Source organism: Microbulbifer sp. S227A, assembly GCF_049800935.1.
Map to the genome: position 1 here is coordinate 377,892 of NZ_JBNAFZ010000002.1, position 17,432 is coordinate 395,323.

At 63.4% G+C, this 17,432-nt stretch carries 15 protein-coding genes; 7 read left to right on the forward strand and 8 right to left on the reverse strand.

Annotated features, from left to right (window positions below; translation table 11 throughout):
• Positions 1-953: 953 nt before the first annotated feature.
• Complete coding sequence (gene zapE / locus ACP15R_RS06695; RefSeq protein ID WP_424985616.1) at positions 954-2,012, reverse strand: cell division protein ZapE; 1,059 nt, start codon at positions 2,010-2,012, stop codon at positions 954-956.
• Positions 2,013-2,160: 148 nt separating this feature from the next.
• Between zapE and ACP15R_RS06700 the strand changes: the two genes are divergently transcribed.
• The 5 genes from ACP15R_RS06700 (at position 2,161) to ACP15R_RS06720 (ending at position 7,161) form a co-directional block, all read left to right on the forward strand.
• Entirely contained in the window at positions 2,161-3,399 is a 1,239-nt protein-coding gene (locus tag ACP15R_RS06700; RefSeq protein WP_424985617.1) for an MFS transporter, read from the forward strand.
• Positions 3,400-3,466: 67 nt separating this feature from the next.
• Positions 3,467-5,230, forward strand: a complete 1,764-nt coding sequence (ilvD, locus tag ACP15R_RS06705; RefSeq protein ID WP_424985618.1) for a dihydroxy-acid dehydratase — start codon at positions 3,467-3,469, stop codon at positions 5,228-5,230.
• 156 nt (positions 5,231-5,386) lie between these two features.
• Positions 5,387-6,148, forward strand: coding sequence for a DUF6478 family protein (locus ACP15R_RS06710; RefSeq protein ID WP_424985619.1), 762 nt, complete (start codon positions 5,387-5,389; stop codon positions 6,146-6,148).
• A 15-nt stretch (positions 6,149-6,163) separates the two neighbouring features.
• On the forward strand, positions 6,164-6,553 hold the full coding sequence (locus ACP15R_RS06715) for a hypothetical protein (protein WP_424985620.1): 390 nt from the start codon (positions 6,164-6,166) through the stop codon (positions 6,551-6,553).
• Positions 6,554-6,726: 173 nt separating this feature from the next.
• Positions 6,727-7,161, forward strand: a complete 435-nt coding sequence (locus ACP15R_RS06720) for a glyoxalase superfamily protein (RefSeq protein ID WP_424985621.1) — start codon at positions 6,727-6,729, stop codon at positions 7,159-7,161.
• Positions 7,162-7,232: 71 nt separating this feature from the next.
• Here the strand turns inward: ACP15R_RS06720 and ACP15R_RS06725 are convergent, their stop codons facing one another.
• The 3 genes from ACP15R_RS06725 to gpmI are packed head-to-tail and all read right to left on the reverse strand — an operon-like array spanning position 7,233 to position 11,194.
• Entirely contained in the window at positions 7,233-8,573 is a 1,341-nt protein-coding gene (locus ACP15R_RS06725) for a S41 family peptidase (protein WP_424985622.1), read from the reverse strand.
• 6 nt (positions 8,574-8,579) lie between these two features.
• A complete protein-coding gene (locus ACP15R_RS06730) occupies positions 8,580-9,677 on the reverse strand; it encodes a murein hydrolase activator EnvC family protein (protein WP_424985623.1) in 1,098 nt (365 codons plus the stop codon).
• Positions 9,674-11,194, reverse strand: coding sequence for a 2,3-bisphosphoglycerate-independent phosphoglycerate mutase (gene gpmI / locus ACP15R_RS06735; RefSeq protein ID WP_424985624.1), 1,521 nt, complete (start codon positions 11,192-11,194; stop codon positions 9,674-9,676). Before gpmI ends, ACP15R_RS06730 begins: the two co-directional genes overlap by 4 nt.
• Before the next feature lie 174 nt (positions 11,195-11,368).
• Here gpmI and ACP15R_RS06740 point away from each other — a divergent pair, with 174 nt between their 5' ends.
• A complete protein-coding gene (locus ACP15R_RS06740; protein ID WP_424985625.1) occupies positions 11,369-11,860 on the forward strand; it encodes a MarR family winged helix-turn-helix transcriptional regulator in 492 nt (163 codons plus the stop codon).
• Positions 11,861-11,864: 4 nt separating this feature from the next.
• Here ACP15R_RS06740 and doeA read toward each other — a convergent pair whose 3' ends face one another.
• A complete protein-coding gene (gene doeA / locus ACP15R_RS06745) occupies positions 11,865-13,043 on the reverse strand; it encodes an ectoine hydrolase DoeA (RefSeq protein WP_424985626.1) in 1,179 nt (392 codons plus the stop codon).
• Between the two features lie 165 nt (positions 13,044-13,208).
• On the opposite strand from doeA, the gene ACP15R_RS06750 reads away from it, so the two are divergent.
• Complete coding sequence (locus ACP15R_RS06750) at positions 13,209-14,579, forward strand: aspartate aminotransferase family protein (protein ID WP_424985627.1); 1,371 nt, start codon at positions 13,209-13,211, stop codon at positions 14,577-14,579.
• Here ACP15R_RS06750 and ACP15R_RS06755 read toward each other — a convergent pair.
• Genes ACP15R_RS06755 through ACP15R_RS06765 form a run of 3 tightly spaced genes read right to left on the reverse strand, consistent with a single transcriptional unit; the run spans position 14,576 to position 17,376 of the window.
• Positions 14,576-15,424, reverse strand: coding sequence for an ABC transporter permease (locus ACP15R_RS06755; RefSeq protein ID WP_424985628.1), 849 nt, complete (start codon positions 15,422-15,424; stop codon positions 14,576-14,578). The two genes, ACP15R_RS06750 and ACP15R_RS06755, sit on opposite strands and share 4 nt — an antisense overlap.
• Positions 15,424-16,284 (reverse strand): ABC transporter permease, encoded by an 861-nt coding sequence (locus ACP15R_RS06760; protein ID WP_424985629.1) that lies wholly within the window; start codon positions 16,282-16,284, stop codon positions 15,424-15,426. The genes ACP15R_RS06755 and ACP15R_RS06760 overlap by 1 nt, the downstream gene beginning before the upstream one ends.
• Before the next feature lie 3 nt (positions 16,285-16,287).
• Positions 16,288-17,376 (reverse strand): ABC transporter ATP-binding protein, encoded by a 1,089-nt coding sequence (locus ACP15R_RS06765; RefSeq protein WP_424985630.1) that lies wholly within the window; start codon positions 17,374-17,376, stop codon positions 16,288-16,290.
• Positions 17,377-17,432: the final 56 nt, after the last annotated feature.

Genomic DNA, 17,432 nt, shown 5'->3' on the forward strand with positions numbered 1-17,432 from the left:
GACGCCCGCAGGGCGGCGGGGGCAGCGCCCCCAGACCCGCAGGTCCGGGTTTTGCCACTCGAAGAGCCTCGCAGCGCGCTTTTGCCGGCCGTCCATTCGGGTGGAACATTGGTGGCGATGTTCTCGGCGTGTGCCGTGAAACGATTCCCGCCGATTTTCGTAAGGATGAAAGCGCGCAAGTTGGGGATTGAATTGGTTCTGGTCGGACATGCGGACCGGCCATCGCGACGGAGGGGGCTCGTTCGCCAGGTCCATGCCGTGAATATCGGCTCAGGTTTCGACTTCGGCAGGGGGAAGGATATTTTTGCAACTGTCATGTCGCCTGCCCGACATGCGCCCAGGGTCGCGCGATGCCGGCAATGCAGACCGGGGTTTCGCCCTAACCTAGCCCAGATCCACCGCAGGAATGACCGTGCGCAGGAGGAAAACCGCCACGCGGGCATCGCCCGGCGACCTGGGGGAATGGTCACTGCAACCTCCGCCCCCACCGCTTGGCTTGACCACGGAGGCATAAGCATAGCCTTTGGCGCGTGCTCATGTCTGAGATTGAAACCATCACCGATGGCGGTCGCCAACGTGCCCTATTTGCTGTGCCAATGGCGCAAACGGATACCTGAAGTGGGCAATATCGCCGGGCCGGGGGATGATAGCGTCGCCAGTCATTGCCAGATCCGGGAGGCGAAGGGTCAGCATCCTTGAACCCGAGCGCCCGCTCGGTTGCAGGATGCGGGAAAACGAAACCCTCAGGGAAAAGCCGGCCCTGCCTGCGCCATCGCTCGAACGGTCAGTGGAACGGCGCCCCACCCATGGACACCGGCCGGATCACGGCGTTGCTGAACCGGGAGCCGCATTCGGTGGGTCTGCTGCCTGCCCGAAGAGGATACCCAAACCCGGGATTCGACCTCATCGAAGAAGCAGCCGATTGAGGCCAGACGCCAATCCAATCGCTTGCTTTATGCCACCCAATCCGCTGCCTGCATCTCTCGCAGGCGGCTGGCGGTGCGTTCGAACTCGAAGGTGCCTTCACCTTCGACATAGAGCATTTCCGGCTGATCTGCGGCAGAGGCGATCAGGCGGACGCGCGCCTCGTACAGCGCGTCTATCAGTGTCACGAACCGTTTCGCTTCATTGAAGTTCTGCCGTGACAGGCGTGGAATGTCTTCGAGGATCAGGACCCGTGTCGCGCCCGCGAGTGCGAGATAGTCGGCTGGTCCGAGCGCGGCGCCGCAGAGATCGTAGAAACTGGCGCGGGCGATACCGTTGCGGAAGGCCGGGATCACGACATCCCGCTTGTTGACGACCAGCGTCAGCGGGTCTGCCGGGCCGCCGGCGAGATCTTCCCAAACCGATTGGATATCGGCCCGCGCCTCTGGCCCGATCGGCGTGAAATAGACCTGTGTGCCTTCCAGCCGGTGTTGCCGGTAATCCGTCGGGCTGGCCAGTTCATGCACGACGAGCCTGGAGCTGATCAGATCGATGAACGGCAGGAACAATTGCCGGTTCAGACCGTCCTTGTACAAATCGCCGGGAATGCGGTTGGAGGTGGTGACGATCACGATCCCGGCATCGAGCAGCTTTTCAAACAAGCGCCCGACGATCATGGCATCGGTGATGTCGGTGATCTGCATCTCGTCAAAGGCCAGCACCCGGAGCGACTGGATCACCTCGGCGGCGGCAGGTTCGAGCGCGTCGCGTGCTCCGGCCTTGCGGGCCTTGTGCATCGCGGCGTGGATCTCCTGCATGAAAGCATGAAAATGCACGCGGCGCACGGGCACAGTCTCGAGAGACTCGACAAACAGGTCCATGAGCATCGACTTGCCTCGCCCGACGCCGCCCCAGAGATAGAGCCCCATGACAGGGTCCGGGGCCTTGCGAAACAGGCCACGCTTGACCGGCCGGGCAAGCGCCGTGGCGATACGTTCAAACTCGGGGAGCACGGCCTGTTGCACCGGGTCGGGCCGCAGGCTGCCATCCGCGATACGCGCGGCATAGATATCGGAGACACGGCTCATGGCCCACGCATAGCGCGCCCACGGTCCGTTGAAAAGCGGGTGGATCAAGCCAACACATCAACGATTGTGATGCGACGGGCAAAAAATCCTGAATTGCGATTACAGACCTTTCCACTACTCTCCCGGATCGCACCGCAGGAGCCCCGAGATGTATCAGAAAACGCCTTTGTTCACGCCCGTTCTGCTGGTGGGCTGTGCCATAATCCTGGTCAGCTTTGCCATTCGCGGATCATATGGCGTGTTCCAGATCCCGATTGCCGAAGAATTCGGTTGGCTCAGGGCAGAGTTTTCCATGGCGATCGCGATCCAGAATCTGGCCTGGGGGGTGGGGCAGCCGATCTTTGGCGCCCTTGCGGAGAAGGTCGGGGATCGCAAATCGATCATTGCCGGTGCCTTGATCTATGCGCTTGGCCTGCTGCTCTCGGCGCAATCGGTCACGCCGCTGGAACACCAGGCCTATTCGTGGCTTGTGGGGTTTGGCATCGCCGGCACCGGGTTCGGCGTCATCCTGGCGGTGGTCGCTCGCGCCGCAAGCGACGAGAACCGATCGATGTCGCTGGCCATTGTCACCGCGGCGGGCAGCGGGGGCCAGATCGTCGGTCCGCCGCTGGTCGAATGGCTGCTTGGTTTCCTGGCATGGCAGCAGGTATTCGTGATCTTTGCCGCCGCGATTCTCGCCATGATCCTTACCTTGCCCCTCATGCGCGCCCCGGCGCGGCCAGCCCCCATCGAAGCGGGTCAGGGCATGGGTCAGGTCGTCGGCCAGGCGCTGCGCGATCCGACATTCCTGATGATCTTCATGGGCTTTTTCAGCTGTGGGTATCAACTTGGCTTTATCACCGCGCATTTTCCGGCCTTCGTGACCGAACTGTGCGGCCCGATCCTGCCTGGTGGCATTCTGCACGGTATCGGCATCACCACCACCTCGGCGCTTGGGGCCATTGCGATTTCCCTGATCGGGCTGGCCAACGTGGCGGGCACGCTGATCGCGGGCTGGGCCGGCAACCGGTTCTCCAAGAAATATCTGCTTGCGGCGATCTACACAGGTCGCACGGTGCTTGCGGCCATTTTTATCCTGTTGCCGATCACGCCGCTGTCGGTGGTGCTGTTTTCCCTGGGCATGGGCACGCTCTGGCTGGCAACGATTCCGCTGACCTCGGGGCTGGTCGGACAGATATACGGGCTGCGCTACATGGGCACGCTGTATGGCATCATCTTTTTCAGCCACCAGCTGGGCAGCTTTCTCGGCGTCTGGCTCGGGGGGCGGATGTATGACGCCTATGGGGATTACACGATGGTCTGGTGGATCGGCATTGCCGTTGGTGCCTTGAGCGCCCTGGTCCATTTGCCGATCCGCGAACGCCCGATAAGGCTGGCCACGGCCTAGCTTCACCCTTGTACCTCATCGGGCGCGCGGCTATTCCCGATCTCAGCTAGTTTTCCGGAGGCCCGCCATGCTCAAGCGTAAGTTCGACAAGACCAACCTGCCCAGCCGCCACGTGACCGAGGGGCCCGAGCGCGCGCCGCACCGGTCGTATATGTATGCGATGGGGGTCAGCGACGAGGAAATCCACCAACCCCTGATCGGTGTCGCGACCTGCTGGAACGAAGCGGCGCCGTGTAACATCTCGCTCAACCGTCAGGCACAGGCGGTCAAGCTCGGCGTCAAGGCCGCGTCGGGCACCCCGCGCGAATTCACCACCATCACCGTGACCGACGGCATCGCCATGGGTCACGAGGGCATGCGCAGTTCGCTTGCCAGCCGCGAGGCGATTGCCGACACTGTCGAACTCACCATGCGTGGCCACTGCTATGACGCGCTTGTCGGGTTGGCGGGCTGTGACAAGTCCCTGCCGGGCATGATGATGGCCATGGTCCGGCTGAACACCCCCTCGGTCTTTATCTATGGCGGCTCGATCCTTCCGGGCAAAGCGCCACAGGTCGATGAAATTCCCGAAGACTTCCGCACCCGCGACCTGACCGTTCAAGACATGTTCGAGGCCGTCGGCCGTCACCAGAACGGCACCATGTCGGACGCGGCACTTGATATGCTCGAACGCGTCGCCTGCCCGTCTGCCGGTGCCTGCGGTGGCCAGTTCACCGCCAACACCATGGCCTGTGTCTCCGAAGCCATCGGCCTTGCCCTGATGAACAGTTCGGGCATGCCCGCGCCGTATGAATCCCGCGACCAATATGCCGAAGCTTCGGGTCAGGCGGTGATGAACCTGCTTGAGAAAAACATCCGCGCCCGCGATGTCGTGACCCGCAAGTCGCTGGAGAACGCCGCCCGCGTGGTGGCCTGTACCGGCGGTTCGACAAACGCAGGTCTGCACCTGCCCGCCATCGCGCACGAGGCTGGCATCGATTTCTTCCTGCAAGACGTCTGCGACATCTTCCGCGACACGCCCTATTTCGTCGATCTGAAGCCCGGCGGCCAGTATGTCGCCAAGGATTTGTATGACGCGGGCGGCATTCCTGTAGTGATGAAGGAACTGCGCAAGGCCGGTCTGATCCACGAAGACTGCATGACCGCGACCGGCAACACCATCGGCGAAGAGCTCGACAAGATCGACCGCGTGGCCGATGGCCGCGTGATCTATCCCATCGAGAACCCGCTGACCAAGACCGGCGGCGTGGTCGGGCTCAAGGGCAATCTTGCGCCCGAAGGTGCCATCGTCAAGGTTGCGGGCATCCCGGCCAACCACCAGCGTTTCGTCGGCCCGGCCCGCGTGTTCGAATGCGAGGAAGACGCGTTTGAAGCAGTCAAGGCTCGCGGCTATGAAGAAGGCGAAGTCATCGTCATCCGCAACGAAGGCCCCGCAGGCGGCCCCGGCATGCGCGAAATGCTGTCGACCACGGCGGCGCTTTCGGGTCAGGGCATGGGCAAAAAGGTTGCGCTGATCACCGATGGCCGGTTCTCGGGCGCGACCCGTGGCTTCTGTGTCGGCCATGTCGGCCCCGAAGCGGCACAGGGCGGCCCGATCGCACTGATCAAGACCGGCGACATCATCACCATCGATGCGCCCAACGGCGAAATCAGCGTTGACCTGAGCGACGAGGAACTGGAAGCCCGCAAGGCCGACTGGAAAGGCCCGCGCGAAACGATCTATGCCTCTGGCGCGCTCTGGAAATACGCCCAGCTCGTCGGCGCGACCTATAAAGGGGCGGTGACGCATCCCGGTGGCGACGCGGAAAAACACGTCTACATGGACCTGTAAAGCGACGCCCGGGCGGGCTCCAATCCGCCCGGGCGTTCCCTTTTGAACGTGCAGGATCGCGTCGAATGCACATGACGGCACGTTTGCCGGTTTATCCCATCGCAACGAATTCGTTAAATACTCCCCAAGGAAACTGACTTGGCGGCAGAGCGACGAATGAGCAAACTGATCAACCGGCTGCGGCATACACGGACCCGACGCCGCTGGCGACGGGCTGCCGATGACGCCGAGCATGCCGACCTGGCGGATCTGCGCCAGCAGCGCAACGAAGCCCGCCGCCTGTCGGTCGAACTGGATCGCCTGATACATGTCGCGGACGGGCGGCTGGCCTTGCCGAAACTCGGGTCGTCCTCGTTCCCGCGTCCGCATGGCACCGACTGGGCCTGGCGCCCGGCCCTGTGGTGCGGCCCGCTGCACCGTCCCGGGCTGAGTTCCGCTCCAAGCGAGGCCGCGCTCGGGACCGAGGTCCGGGTGTTTCACGATTGCTCTGCCTCCGAACTGACCCTGCGCCAGCTGCGCAACACGCGGGTGCAGGATCTGGCCCCCTTCGGACTGCGGATGGATGTGTTCCGGTTTGACGGGTCCTTCCTGTCGCTGGCCATCGACCTGCCCGGCGCGGCGGCCGAGAGGCTGCACCGCGATCACATCCTGCGCGTCGAGACCATCCTGGAGGTCGAATCCCCACTGGGCATCTATGCCCGGCTCAACATCCAGAACGGCCCCAACACCGAGCAAATCTCCCGCAAGCTGGCAGCGCAGGACAGCGCCGCGCGGGTGGATTTCGATCTGGCCGGCACACGGCTCAACGAACGGCGGATCGAGAAAATCTGGCTTGATCTGATCTTTGAAACCCCCGAAATGAACCAGGTGATCCTGCGTGACCTGACCTTTGCCCGGCACCGCCGTGCCGCGTTGTAACCAGAAAGTTCCGTGATGAGTGACCTGACACTGACCAAGACCCGCTTTGCCCAGGGCCACTGGGAAGGGCGCGTGTCCGGCCCCGCGCGCGGGGCGCGACCACGGATCGAAGTGCGTCACCTCGATCAGGTCGTAGAGGGCGTGGAACTGACCGAGGGCAGCGCGCCGGGGCAATGGAACCTCGTGGTCCCGGTGCCCGGATGGGCACTGAGCGACGGTATCCAGACATTCGTGATCCTGGATGCAAGCCGCGACGCCAAGCTGGGCGAATTTGCCCTGATCGCCGGGGATGCGGCTGCCGACAACCTGCGGGCCGAGGTCGATCTGCTACGTGCCGAACTGGACATGCTCAAACGTGCGTTTCGCCGGCATTGCCGCGAAACCCCGGAAACCGACGGGGGTTGACCTTGGCGCATCGGGCCCCTATCTGCCGCTCAGGGTGATGAGCCCCTGCCGCTCGCTGGCCATGCCATGGTGAAGCTCATCCTGATATCGACACTCCGCTCTTCTTCATGCGGTACGTTGGCAACGCGAGCCCCAACCGGATTTTCCGCATCAGGAAAGGAACGAGGTGTGATATGTCCACGCTCAACATGTCATTGGATGACCTGAAATCCCAGGCCCGCGCATTGCGCCAGGCGCTATCGGCAACCGGCCACGCGGTTTCCCACAGCCAGTCGCTCGAATTGCTGGCCCGTCAACTGGGGCACCGCGACTGGAACACGTTGCACGCGCTGACCGGCAACGCCCCGCCCAGCCCCTACCAGCTTGGTCAGAAGGTCAAGGGGGCCTATCTGGGACAACGCTTTAGCGGTGAAATCATTGGTCTGCGGGAAATGGCGGATGGCGCGCGTTATCACCTGACCCTGCGCTTTGATGCGCCAGTCGACGTGATCCGCTTTGAAAGCATGAGCAACCTGCGCTCGCAGATCAACGCGGTTGTCGACCGCAAGGGGGTCACGGTGGAAAAGACCTCGGATGGTCAGCCGCATCTGGTTCTGGACAGGGCCTGACGCCCGCTGCGACCGAAACAACAAAGGCCGCGCAAACGATGCGCGGCCTTTTTCAGAGTTTCGGAGGGCGTCTAGTTTTTCGGGCCCAGGGCCGACAGCCCCTTGAGAATGTCGATGGCATAGGCCAGCTGATAATCCTCTTCCCGCAATTCGGCGGATTTCTCGGCCTTTTCGCGATCTTCCTCGATCTGGCGGATCTCGTCTTCGGACAGGCTGTCGTTGTTCAAGCGCCCGCGCAGGTCCGCTTCCGAGCGGATGCGGGCCGCGGTGCTGGCCTCTTCTTCATCCTCGCTCTCGGGTTCGCGCCGGGGCTGGGCCACCACGATGTCGGGCGACACGCCAAGCGCCTGGATCGAGCGGCCCGACGGCGTGTAATAGCGCGCGGTGGTCAGGCGCATCGCCCCGTCCCCACGCAGCGGCATCACGGTCTGGACCGACCCCTTGCCAAAGCTCTTGGTGCCGACGACGATGGCGCGGCGATGATCCTGCAGGGCACCGGCCACGATTTCCGACGCCGAGGCAGAGCCGCCATTGATCAGCACCACCATCGGCTTGCCCTCGATCAGGTCGCCCTCGGTCGCGTTGAACCGCTCGCCATCGGCAACGTTGCGCCCGCGTGTGCTGACGATCTCGCCCTCGTCCAGAAAGGCATCCGAGACCGAGATCGCCTGTGTCAGCAGGCCGCCCGGATTGTTGCGCAGGTCCAGCACCACGCCGTTGATATTGTCAAGACCACCGGCCGCTTCGATCTGTTCCTTGAGCCCCGCTTCGAGGTTCGGGGTCGTCTGGTCGTTAAAGGTCGTCACCCTCAGCACCACGCTTTCGCCCTCGCTACGGGTCCGCACGGCGGTGAGCTTGATGGTGTCGCGAATGATCGAAACGTCAAAGGGTTCGTTCTCGCCCTCGCGGACCACGGTGATCACGATTTCCGAGCCGACCGGCCCGCGCATCATGTCAACCGCTTTGTCCAGCGTCAGGCCCAGCAGGCTCTCTCCATCCACATGGGTGATAAAGTCGCCCGCCTCCATGCCAGCCTCGTCCGCCGGGGTGCCATCGATGGGCGAGACGACTTTGACAAAGCCTTCCTCCTGCGTCACCTCGATCCCCAGGCCGCCAAATTCGCCGCGGGTCTGCACCCGCATCTGGGTGGCATCATCGGGCGACAAGTAGCTGGAATGCGGGTCCAGCGATGTCAGCATGCCGTCGATCGCCGCCTCGATCAGCTCGGCCTCGTCCACCTGTTCGACATATTGCGCGCGAATGCGTTCAAAGATATCGCCAAACAGGTCGAGCTGTTCATAGACGTTTGCGCTGCGCTCGTTTTCCTCTGCCACCAGCGGGCCAGCGATCTGTGTCGTCGCCACAACCCCCGCAAGCGTGCCGCCCAGGGCAGCCATCACGAATTTCTTCATGTTCGTTTATCCATCCTTATCGGTTCGGAACCACGTTGCCGGATCGACCGGCCGCCCGCCCTCTCTGACTTCCATATAGAGCGCTTCTGAGTAGAGAGTACCAGTGGCATCACCGCTTAGTGACAGAATTGTGCCGATTTCAGGGGCGTTTCCGCCCATGAATCCCACCGGTGTTCCGGCGGATATGGCATCACCGGTGCGCCCCAGCACATCGCGTAGCCCGGCGATGACGATCAGCATATCCGGCTGCGGCTCAAGGATCACCGCGTTTCCCATGTCCAGCAACGGGCCGCGATACCGGATGGTTGCCGATACCGGCGCAGTAACCAGCGCCCGTGCGCGCGTCAGGACGGTCATGCCATCTTCGTCAGCGGGCTGCACCTCGCCGGCGACCGGCAGGTCCAGCGCGCCCTTGCGTCCGCTCGCATCGCCGGGATAGGGCGCGATCGGCCGTGCCGAAATCTGCGACAGCCCGCCGATGAAATCGTCAAGCGTATCGACGGATGACACAAGGATCGCGGTTCTGACCGGGTCTTCGGCGAAATGTTGCGGCACGTCGGTCCGTCCGGCCATCTCTGGCCCCAGGGCGGCGCGCGCCTGCTCGGCACCGGCCAGCGCATCGCGCAGCACATCGGCGGCCTGCCCCTGCGCCGTTTGCAGGGTCTGCAACTCATCCAGCGCGATCCGAAGCCTTGCCGCGCGTTCCGCCAGCACCGGTTTCATCTCGGCCATCATCATCTGCACCCGCGCCGCGCCGACCGGCCCCGCCGGATGGGTCACGGCAAAGACCGGCGGCGCGGTTTCGGCGGCCTGCAACGCCATGAGAAATCGCGCGATCTCGGCCTCTTGCAGCACAAGCGCCTGGCTGAGTTGAGCCTCGCGGGTCGCCGCCGCGCGCAACCCGTCGCCCATCGCATCCATTCCGGCCTCGTAGGCATGTATCGTCCGGGTCAGCGCGCGAACCGGGTCGGGCGCGTCCACGGCCTCGGCCAGGGAACGCTCCGCCGCCCGCAACCGTTCAATCGCGGCAGTCGCGGGATCGGTCTGGGCCGCGATGGCCGTGCCCCAGAAAAGCCCGGCGCACAGGGCGAGGCGCAGGATCATCTGAGCAGGCTCTCGCCGGTCATCTCGGGCGGTTGCGGCAACTCCATCAGCGCAAGCAGCGTCGGCGCGAGATCGCACAGCCGTCCGCCATCGCGCAGCGCCGCGCCCTCGGGCCCGTTGACCAACGCCACCGGCACCGGGTTGAGCGTATGCGCCGTGTGCGGCCCGCCGGTTTCCGGGTCGATCATCATCTCGCAATTGCCGTGATCCGCCGTCACGATCATGGCCCCCCCCACCTCGCGCAGGGCGGCGACCACCCGCGACAAACCCTGGTCTACCGCTTCGCAAGCCTTGATCGCCGCGTTCAGATCGCCGGTATGCCCGACCATGTCCGGATTGGCATAGTTGGTGACGATCAGGTCATAGCCCGCATGGATCGCCTCGACAAATTTGTCGGTCACTTCGCCCGCCGACATCTCGGGTTGCAGATCATAGGTCGCAACCTTGGGCGATTTCGGCATGAACCGGTCTTCGCCCTCTTCGGGCTGTTCCTTGCCTCCGTTCAGAAAGAACGTGACATGCGGGTATTTCTCGGTCTCGGCCAGCCGGAACTGGCGCTTGCCCTGTGCCGCGACCCAGGCGCCCAGCGTGTTGACGATCTCGGCCTTGGGATAGGCGGTGGTCATGTAGCCGCAATGCGCATCCGAATAGTCGACCATGCCCAAAAAACCCGCAAGCGCCGGGCGCGGGCCGGTGTCAAACCCGTCGAACTCCGGCTGACCGATTGCCGCCAGGATCTCGCGGGCACGGTCTGCGCGGAAGTTCAGGCAAAAAAACCCGTCACCGTCCTGCACGCCCGCATAATCCCCGATTACCGCAGGCCGGATGAATTCATCGGTCTCGCCCCGCGCATAGGCATCGGCCACGGCGCTTTCGGCGGTTTGCGCGGCGTTCCCCCGTGCCCGGATCATCGCGTCATAGGCCTGTTGCACCCGCTCCCACCGATTGTCGCGATCCATCGCGAAATAGCGCCCCGACACTGTGACGATCCGCACCGCTTCGGGTAGAATGGCCGACAATCCACGCAGGTAGGTCTCGGCGGATTTCGGAGCGACATCGCGCCCGTCGGTGATCGCGTGCAACACAACCGGAACCCCGGCATCGGAAATCGCCCTGGCGGCGGCGGCGATGTGGTTGAGATGCCCATGCACCCCGCCATCCGACACCAGCCCCATCAGGTGCGCGGTGCCGCCGCTGCGCCGCAGGTCCTCGACAAAGGCCAGCAAGGCCGCATTCGCAAAAAAGCTGCCATCCTCGATCGCCAGGTCGATCTGGCCAAGGTCCATCGCTACCACGCGCCCGGCCCCGATATTGGTATGTCCCACCTCGGAATTGCCCATTTGCCCGCTGGGCAGCCCGACATCGGGGCCATGGGTGGTCAGGGTCGATTGCGGCCCGTCCTGCATGATTGCGTCAAAGGCCGGTGTCCGGGCCAGCCGCGGCGCGTTGCCGTCGGTCTGCTCGGACAGCCCCCAACCATCGAGGATACACAACACAACGGGTTTGGGGGCAGGCATGGCAGGGCTCCGGTGATCTGAATATGGCCGCCTAATAGCGCCTGCACCCGGCAGGGTGAACCGGTATTCCGGCCCGCGGGGCGGCAAAACGCCCAAATCCCGGCCCGATGCCTCACGGGGCCGCCCATCGCCCGATACCTGCGCCCCTTGTGGACGGAGGCGGGTGATTTATGATTGCAACAGTTTCATATGCAACAAGAGGCCAAACAGATGGGGCTGACCCTGAGCGAATTCCTGCCCTACCGGCTGAACTGCCTGTCCGAAGCGGTAAGCCAGGAGATCAAACCGATCTATCGTGACCATTTCGGTCTGAACCGTCCGGAATGGCGCGTTCTGGTGGCGTTGGCCGATCTGGGAACCGCCACCGCCAAGGAGGTCGGAGCGCATAGTGCCCAGCACAAGACACGGATCAGCCGCGCGGTCCGCGCCCTGGAACAGCGCCGGTGGCTGACCCGCGACCCGGACCCGAATGATCGCCGCTCGGAGATGCTGACCCTCACAGCGGCGGGGCACCGCGCCTATTGCGATCTGGTCGGCCCGATGCGCGACAGGGAGACCCGCATTCTCGAACGGCTGAGCCCGGAGGATCGCGACGCACTGGGACAGGCGCTCAGCGCCCTTGAGGACGCTCTTGGCCTCGCGGCGACGCGTGGTCCGGGCCGGTAACGGGCTATTTCACGAACAGCGCGCGCCGGGTGTTGCAAAAACACGCGTACCCGTCCCGGGTGATGCGGATCGGTTCGGTGATTTCAAGGCCACCGTCATCGAGCCACAGCGCCGGCATGAAATGGAACGTCATGCCCGGTTCGAGCACCGTCATGTCTCCGCGCCGGAATGAAATTGTCCGCTCGCCCCAATCCGGTGGATAGCTGATGCCGATGGCATAACCACAGCGGCTGTCCTTGCTGAACCCGGCCTTGTTGAGCGTTGCGTTAAAGGCGTTGGCGATGTCCTGGGCCTGGTTGCCCGGCCGCGCCATTTCGAGCCCCGCGTCGATCGCCTCGAGAACGGCAGCCTCGGCATCAAGGTATTTTTGCGGCACCCGACCAAAGAACAGGGTGCGCGATTGTGGGCATTGATAGCGCCGATGCGCGCCGGCGATCTCGAAAAATGTCGCTTCGCCCGCGACCATCGGCCGGTCGTCCCATGTCAGGTGCGGCGCCGTGGCATCCATGCCCGATGGAGCCATCGGCACGATGGCCGGGTAGTCCCCCCAATAACCATCCGCGCCGCGAATGCCCGCCGAATAGATCTCGGCCACCAGATCATTCTTGCGCATCCCCGGTTCTGCAACCTCAAGGATATGATCGTGCATCGCTTCGACGATCCGGGCGGCGCGCTGCATGTACTCGATCTCGCGTTCGGATTTCACCGCCCGCTGCCAGTTGACCAGCCCGGTGGCATCCAAAAACGACACCTCGGGCAGGCAGCGTTCAAGCGTGCGATGCGCCGCCGCCGAGTAATAGTAATTGTCCATCTCGACACCGATACGCGCCTTGCCAAGCCCAAGCTCGGCCAAGAGGCGCGACAGGTCCTGCATCGGGTGCTTGTCCGGGTTCTGCACATAGGTGTCGTCATAACCCCGGATGCAATCGTCCTGCATGAACACCGTGCGCCGCGCACCCAGGGCATCCATGCCCCGCCCCCACCAGACCGGTTCGCCCGCCTGCCCGAGGATCACGCATTGGTGGACGTAGAACGACCAGCCGTCATAGCCCGACAGCCACGACATGTTCGACGGATCGCTGACCACGAGGGCATCCAGCCCCTGCTTGGCCATCCGGGCGCGGGTATTGTCGATCCGGCGCAGGTATTCGCCGGTGGTGAAATTCGCCTCGAACGTGGTCATGCGCGGCTCCTCTGGCTGATGGTCGGCGCCCGGGTGAACCCTCCGCCCGATTGCTCAGCCGGTCAAGCCCGCCCTTTGATCATCCTGTTTGCACCCGCGCGCCACAGTGCCTAACACTGGCCATCAGGACATCCGGACCGGCGCGACTTGCGACAGGGAGGCATCATGCTCAGGAACGACCAACTGGAACAATGGGACCGCGAGGCATTCTTTCACCCCTCGACCCACCTCGCGCAGCACGCGCGCGGTGAAAGCCCCACGCGGATCGTGACCGGTGGCGCGGGCTGCCATATCACCGACCGCGATGGCAATCGGCTGCTGGATGCCTTTGCCGGGCTCTATTGTGTCAATGTCGGCTATGGGCGGACCGAAATCGCCGAAGCCATCGCGGAACAGGCGCGGGAACTAGCCTATTACCACGCCTATGTCGGGCATGGCACCGAAGCGTCGATCACCCTGGCCACGATGATCCTCGACCGCGCGCCCAGGGGCATGAGCAAGGTCTATTTCGGCCTGTCGGGTTCGGATGCAAATGAAACCAACGTCAAGCTGATCTGGTATTACAACAACATCCTTGGCCGTCCGGAAAAGAAGAAGATCATCAGCCGCTGGCGGGGCTATCACGGCTCCGGGCTGATGACCGGATCGCTGACCGGGCTTGAACTGTTTCACCGGAAATTCGACCTGCCGCTGGCGCAGGTCATCCACACCGACGCGCCCTTTTACTATCGCCGGCCCGATGCCGTCATGAGCGAAGAGGCGTTTACCGCCCATCTGGTTGCGGAACTTGAGGCGCTGATCGAACGCGAGGGGGCCGATACCATCGCCGCCTTTATCGGCGAACCGGTTCTGGGCACCGGTGGCATCGTGCCGCCGCCCGCCGGATACTGGCCCGCCATACGCGAGGTGTTGCGCCGGCATGATATCCTGCTGGTCGCGGACGAGGTGGTGACCGGGTTCGGACGGCTGGGCAGCATGTTCGGGTCGGATCACTATGACATCCAGCCCGACCTGATCACCATCGCCAAGGGGCTGACCTCGGCCTATGCGCCGCTGTCCGGCTCCATCGTCGGAGACAGGATGTGGAAGGTGCTGGAACAGGGCACGGATGAAAATGGCCCCATCGGCCATGGCTGGACCTATTCGGCGCATCCCATCGGGGCCGCCGCCGGGGTGGCGAACCTGAAACTTCTGGACGATCTGAACCTGGTCGCCAACGCGGGCGAAACCGGTGCCTATCTGAACCAACAGATGCAGGCCGCGCTCGCCGATCATCCGCATGTGGGGGAGATTCGCGGCGAAGGCATGCTCTGCGCCGTCGAACTGGTCGAGGACCGCGACGGGCGCAGGTTCTTTGATCCGGCGCGCAAGGTCGGCCCATCGGTGGCGGCGGCAATGGCCAAACGCAGCGTGATTGCCCGCGCCATGCCGCAGGGCGACATCATCGGCTATGCCCCGCCCTTCTGCCTGACACGCGACGAGGCGGATACCATCGTGGCCGCCACCGTCGAGGCCATCAACGAGGTGCTCGGCTAACGCCGCTGAAACGCGATCATCACCAGCGCCAGCAGGGATGATCCGACCATCAACAACAGCGACACCGCATTGAGCAGCGGTGTCGACCCTTCCTTGAGCCGGTCGAACATGGTGATCGTCAGCGGCGCATCCGACCCGACCAGCATCAGCGTGGTGTTGAAGTTCTCGAAACTCATCAGAAAGGCGACCACCCCGGCCCCGATCAGCGCTGGCATGAGGTAGGGCAAGGTGATCGTGCGCACCGCCGTCAACCGGTCCGCCCCAAGGTTCAGCGCCGCCTCCTCCAAGGTCTGGTCGAACTTCTGCAACCGTGCCGAAATCACCAGCGTCGCGATTGTCGTGACAAATGAAAACTGCCCGAGTACCACCAGCACCAGACCCGGCCGCAGCAGTTCCGCGTCATATCCCACGTGATCCCACAGGCTGTTTGCCACGTTCGAGGAAAACACGAGGATCGAGATGCCCAGCACGATCCCCGGAATGACCAGCGGTAACAGCATCAGCACATAAAGTACGCCGCGCCCGCGAAACTGATAGCGGTTGAACAGAAAGGCGTTGGCCGTGCCCACCGCCACCGACAGGCCCGCCACGCAGACCCCGACAAGCGCCGATGTGCCGATGGACCGCAGGATGCTGCGGTCATGGAACACGCCGATCATCGGGCGTTCATCGCCAAAGAACCAGCTCCACGTGAACCCCTCCCATGGCAGCGAGGGGAACTGGCTGTCGTTGAAGGCAAAAACCGCGACCACCGCCAGCGGCAGCGCCAGATAGAAAAAGAACAGCGCGACATAAGCGTTGTAAATCATCCGCACCGCGCGAGGTTGGGGGATAGACGGTATCATCAGGACCCCATCGTCTTTTCAAGGGTCTGACCGGTCACGCGCAGCGTGCCCCAGACAATCAGCGAGGACAGGATCAGCAGCATGAAGCCAAAGGCCGCGCCAAGCTCCCAGTTAAAGCGCACGATGAATTGCGAATAGATCAGTTCGGTGAACCACAGGCTGTCCTTGCCACCCAGCATGGTTGGCGTCAGATAGTTGCCCAGAGACAGCATGAACACCACGATGCTGCCCGACACGATGCCCGGCGTGGCATGGGGGATGACGATCTCACGCAGCACGCTAACCCCGGACCCGCCAAGGTCATAGCCGGCCTCGATCACCGCATCGTCAAGGGATTCCAGCGTGGTGACCAGCGGCACCACCATGAACAGCATCGAGGTATAGACCAGGCCGACCATCATCGCGACGTCGTTATACAGCATCTCAACCGGCCCATCGGCCAGCCCGGTCCATTGCAGCAGCGATGAGAACAGCCCGGTTTCCCGCAGCAGGATCATCCAGCCGAAGGTGCGCACCAATTCCGACACCCAGAACGGCACCAGGCACAGCAGGAACAGCACCGACTGTACCCGGCCCTTGGCGATCTTGGCGATGTAATAGGACACCGGAAAGGCGATGATCAGGGTCACGATGGTCGTCAGGATCGACATCATCGCGGTGCGCAGAAAGGCCCACATGTAGATGGGTTCGCCAAAAAAGCTGCCGTAATTGGCAAGGCTGGTCGCGTATTCACCAACCCCGACCCGTTCGCGCAGCGACAGCAGCGCCATGTCGACATGCGGGATGATGATGAGCAGGCTCAGCCACAATACCAGCGGCGTCAACAACAGGTAGAAACCCAGTTTTGTCCCGTGCGCCATCGGTCAGGCTCCGAAACAGGCGGTCTGATCCCCGGCCCAGCCGATATGTACCGGGGCGCCTTTGGACAGGTTGGCAAACTCGCCGGATTGCGGCAGCGTCACCTCGATTTCCTGCCCGGTTGCGCCGCGCACCAGAATGCGGCTGGCCGCGCCGTTGAACAGCAGGCTGCTGACCTCGCCGCTCAGACGGTTGTCGAAATGCGCGAGATCGGCGGCATCATGGGCCACCCGAACCGCCTCGGGACGCAGGAAAATCTCGGCGGCGGTTCCGGTGGCAAGCGGCCTGCCCTGTGTCGCCCCGGCGATCAACATGCCGTCGGCGGTGCGCAGCGCGATACGGTTGCCCTCGGCACGTTCAACGGTGCCGCTCCACCGGTTGCTGTCACCGACAAACCCCGCCACAAAGGCGGTTTCCGGCCGGTAATAGAGATCGCGCGCGCTGCCGACCTGCTCGAACTGTCCGGCATTCATCACCGCGATCTGATCCGACATCACCAGCGCCTCGGACTGGTCATGGGTGATATAGACAAAGGTTGTGTCAAACTCGGCCTGAAGCGATTTCAACTCGATCTTCATGCGTTCGCGCAGCTTGAGATCCAGCGCCCCCAGCGGTTCATCCAGCAGCAGCACATCCGGTTCCAGCACCATGCAGCGGGCGATGGCCACGCGCTGTTTCTGGCCCCCCGACAATTCGTCGGGCTTGCGGGTCTCGATCCCCGGCAATCCGATGCGCTCCAGAACCTCGCCAACCTTGCGCGCGATCTCGGGCCCGGGCAGTCCCTTGCGGCGCAGTCCGTAGCCGATATTTTCGGCGACATTCATCATCGGGAACAGCGCGAGATGCTGGAACACCATGTTCACCGGCCGCTTGTTGGGGGCGACCTTCAGCACCGATTTGCCCTTGATCCGGATATCGCCGCCAGAGGGTTCAAGAAACCCCGCGATCATCCGCATGATCGTCGTCTTGCCACAGCCCGACGGGCCCAGGATCGAAAAGAACGATCCCGGCGCGACCGAGAAAGAGACCCCCTTGACGGCGGTTGTTTCGTCAAAGCGCTTGGTCAGGCCCTGGCATTCCAGATCGGGTGTCATGTTCGTTATTGCTCGCCTCAAATGACGGCGGCACCCGCCTTGCCGCGGATGCCGCC

Bases quoted from the DNA above. Each gene is read 5' to 3' on its own strand.
- gpmI (WP_424985624.1), bottom strand. From the start codon at position 11,194: ATGCCTGCCCCCAAACCCGTTGTGTTGTGTATCCTCGATGGTTGGGGG.
- ACP15R_RS06700 (WP_424985617.1), top strand. From the start codon at position 2,161: ATGTATCAGAAAACGCCTTTGTTCACGCCCGTTCTGCTGGTGGGCTGT.
- ACP15R_RS06720 (WP_424985621.1), top strand. From the start codon at position 6,727: ATGTCCACGCTCAACATGTCATTGGATGACCTGAAATCCCAGGCCCGC.
- ACP15R_RS06715 (WP_424985620.1), top strand. From the start codon at position 6,164: ATGAGTGACCTGACACTGACCAAGACCCGCTTTGCCCAGGGCCACTGG.
- ACP15R_RS06765 (WP_424985630.1), bottom strand. From the start codon at position 17,376: ATGACACCCGATCTGGAATGCCAGGGCCTGACCAAGCGCTTTGACGAA.
- ilvD (WP_424985618.1), top strand. From the start codon at position 3,467: ATGCTCAAGCGTAAGTTCGACAAGACCAACCTGCCCAGCCGCCACGTG.
- ACP15R_RS06710 (WP_424985619.1), top strand. From the start codon at position 5,387: ATGAGCAAACTGATCAACCGGCTGCGGCATACACGGACCCGACGCCGC.
- zapE (WP_424985616.1), bottom strand. From the start codon at position 2,012: ATGAGCCGTGTCTCCGATATCTATGCCGCGCGTATCGCGGATGGCAGC.
- ACP15R_RS06725 (WP_424985622.1), bottom strand. From the start codon at position 8,573: ATGAAGAAATTCGTGATGGCTGCCCTGGGCGGCACGCTTGCGGGGGTT.
- ACP15R_RS06750 (WP_424985627.1), top strand. From the start codon at position 13,209: ATGCTCAGGAACGACCAACTGGAACAATGGGACCGCGAGGCATTCTTT.
- ACP15R_RS06760 (WP_424985629.1), bottom strand. From the start codon at position 16,284: ATGGCGCACGGGACAAAACTGGGTTTCTACCTGTTGTTGACGCCGCTG.
- ACP15R_RS06730 (WP_424985623.1), bottom strand. From the start codon at position 9,677: ATGATCCTGCGCCTCGCCCTGTGCGCCGGGCTTTTCTGGGGCACGGCC.
- ACP15R_RS06755 (WP_424985628.1), bottom strand. From the start codon at position 15,424: ATGATACCGTCTATCCCCCAACCTCGCGCGGTGCGGATGATTTACAAC.
- doeA (WP_424985626.1), bottom strand. From the start codon at position 13,043: ATGACCACGTTCGAGGCGAATTTCACCACCGGCGAATACCTGCGCCGG.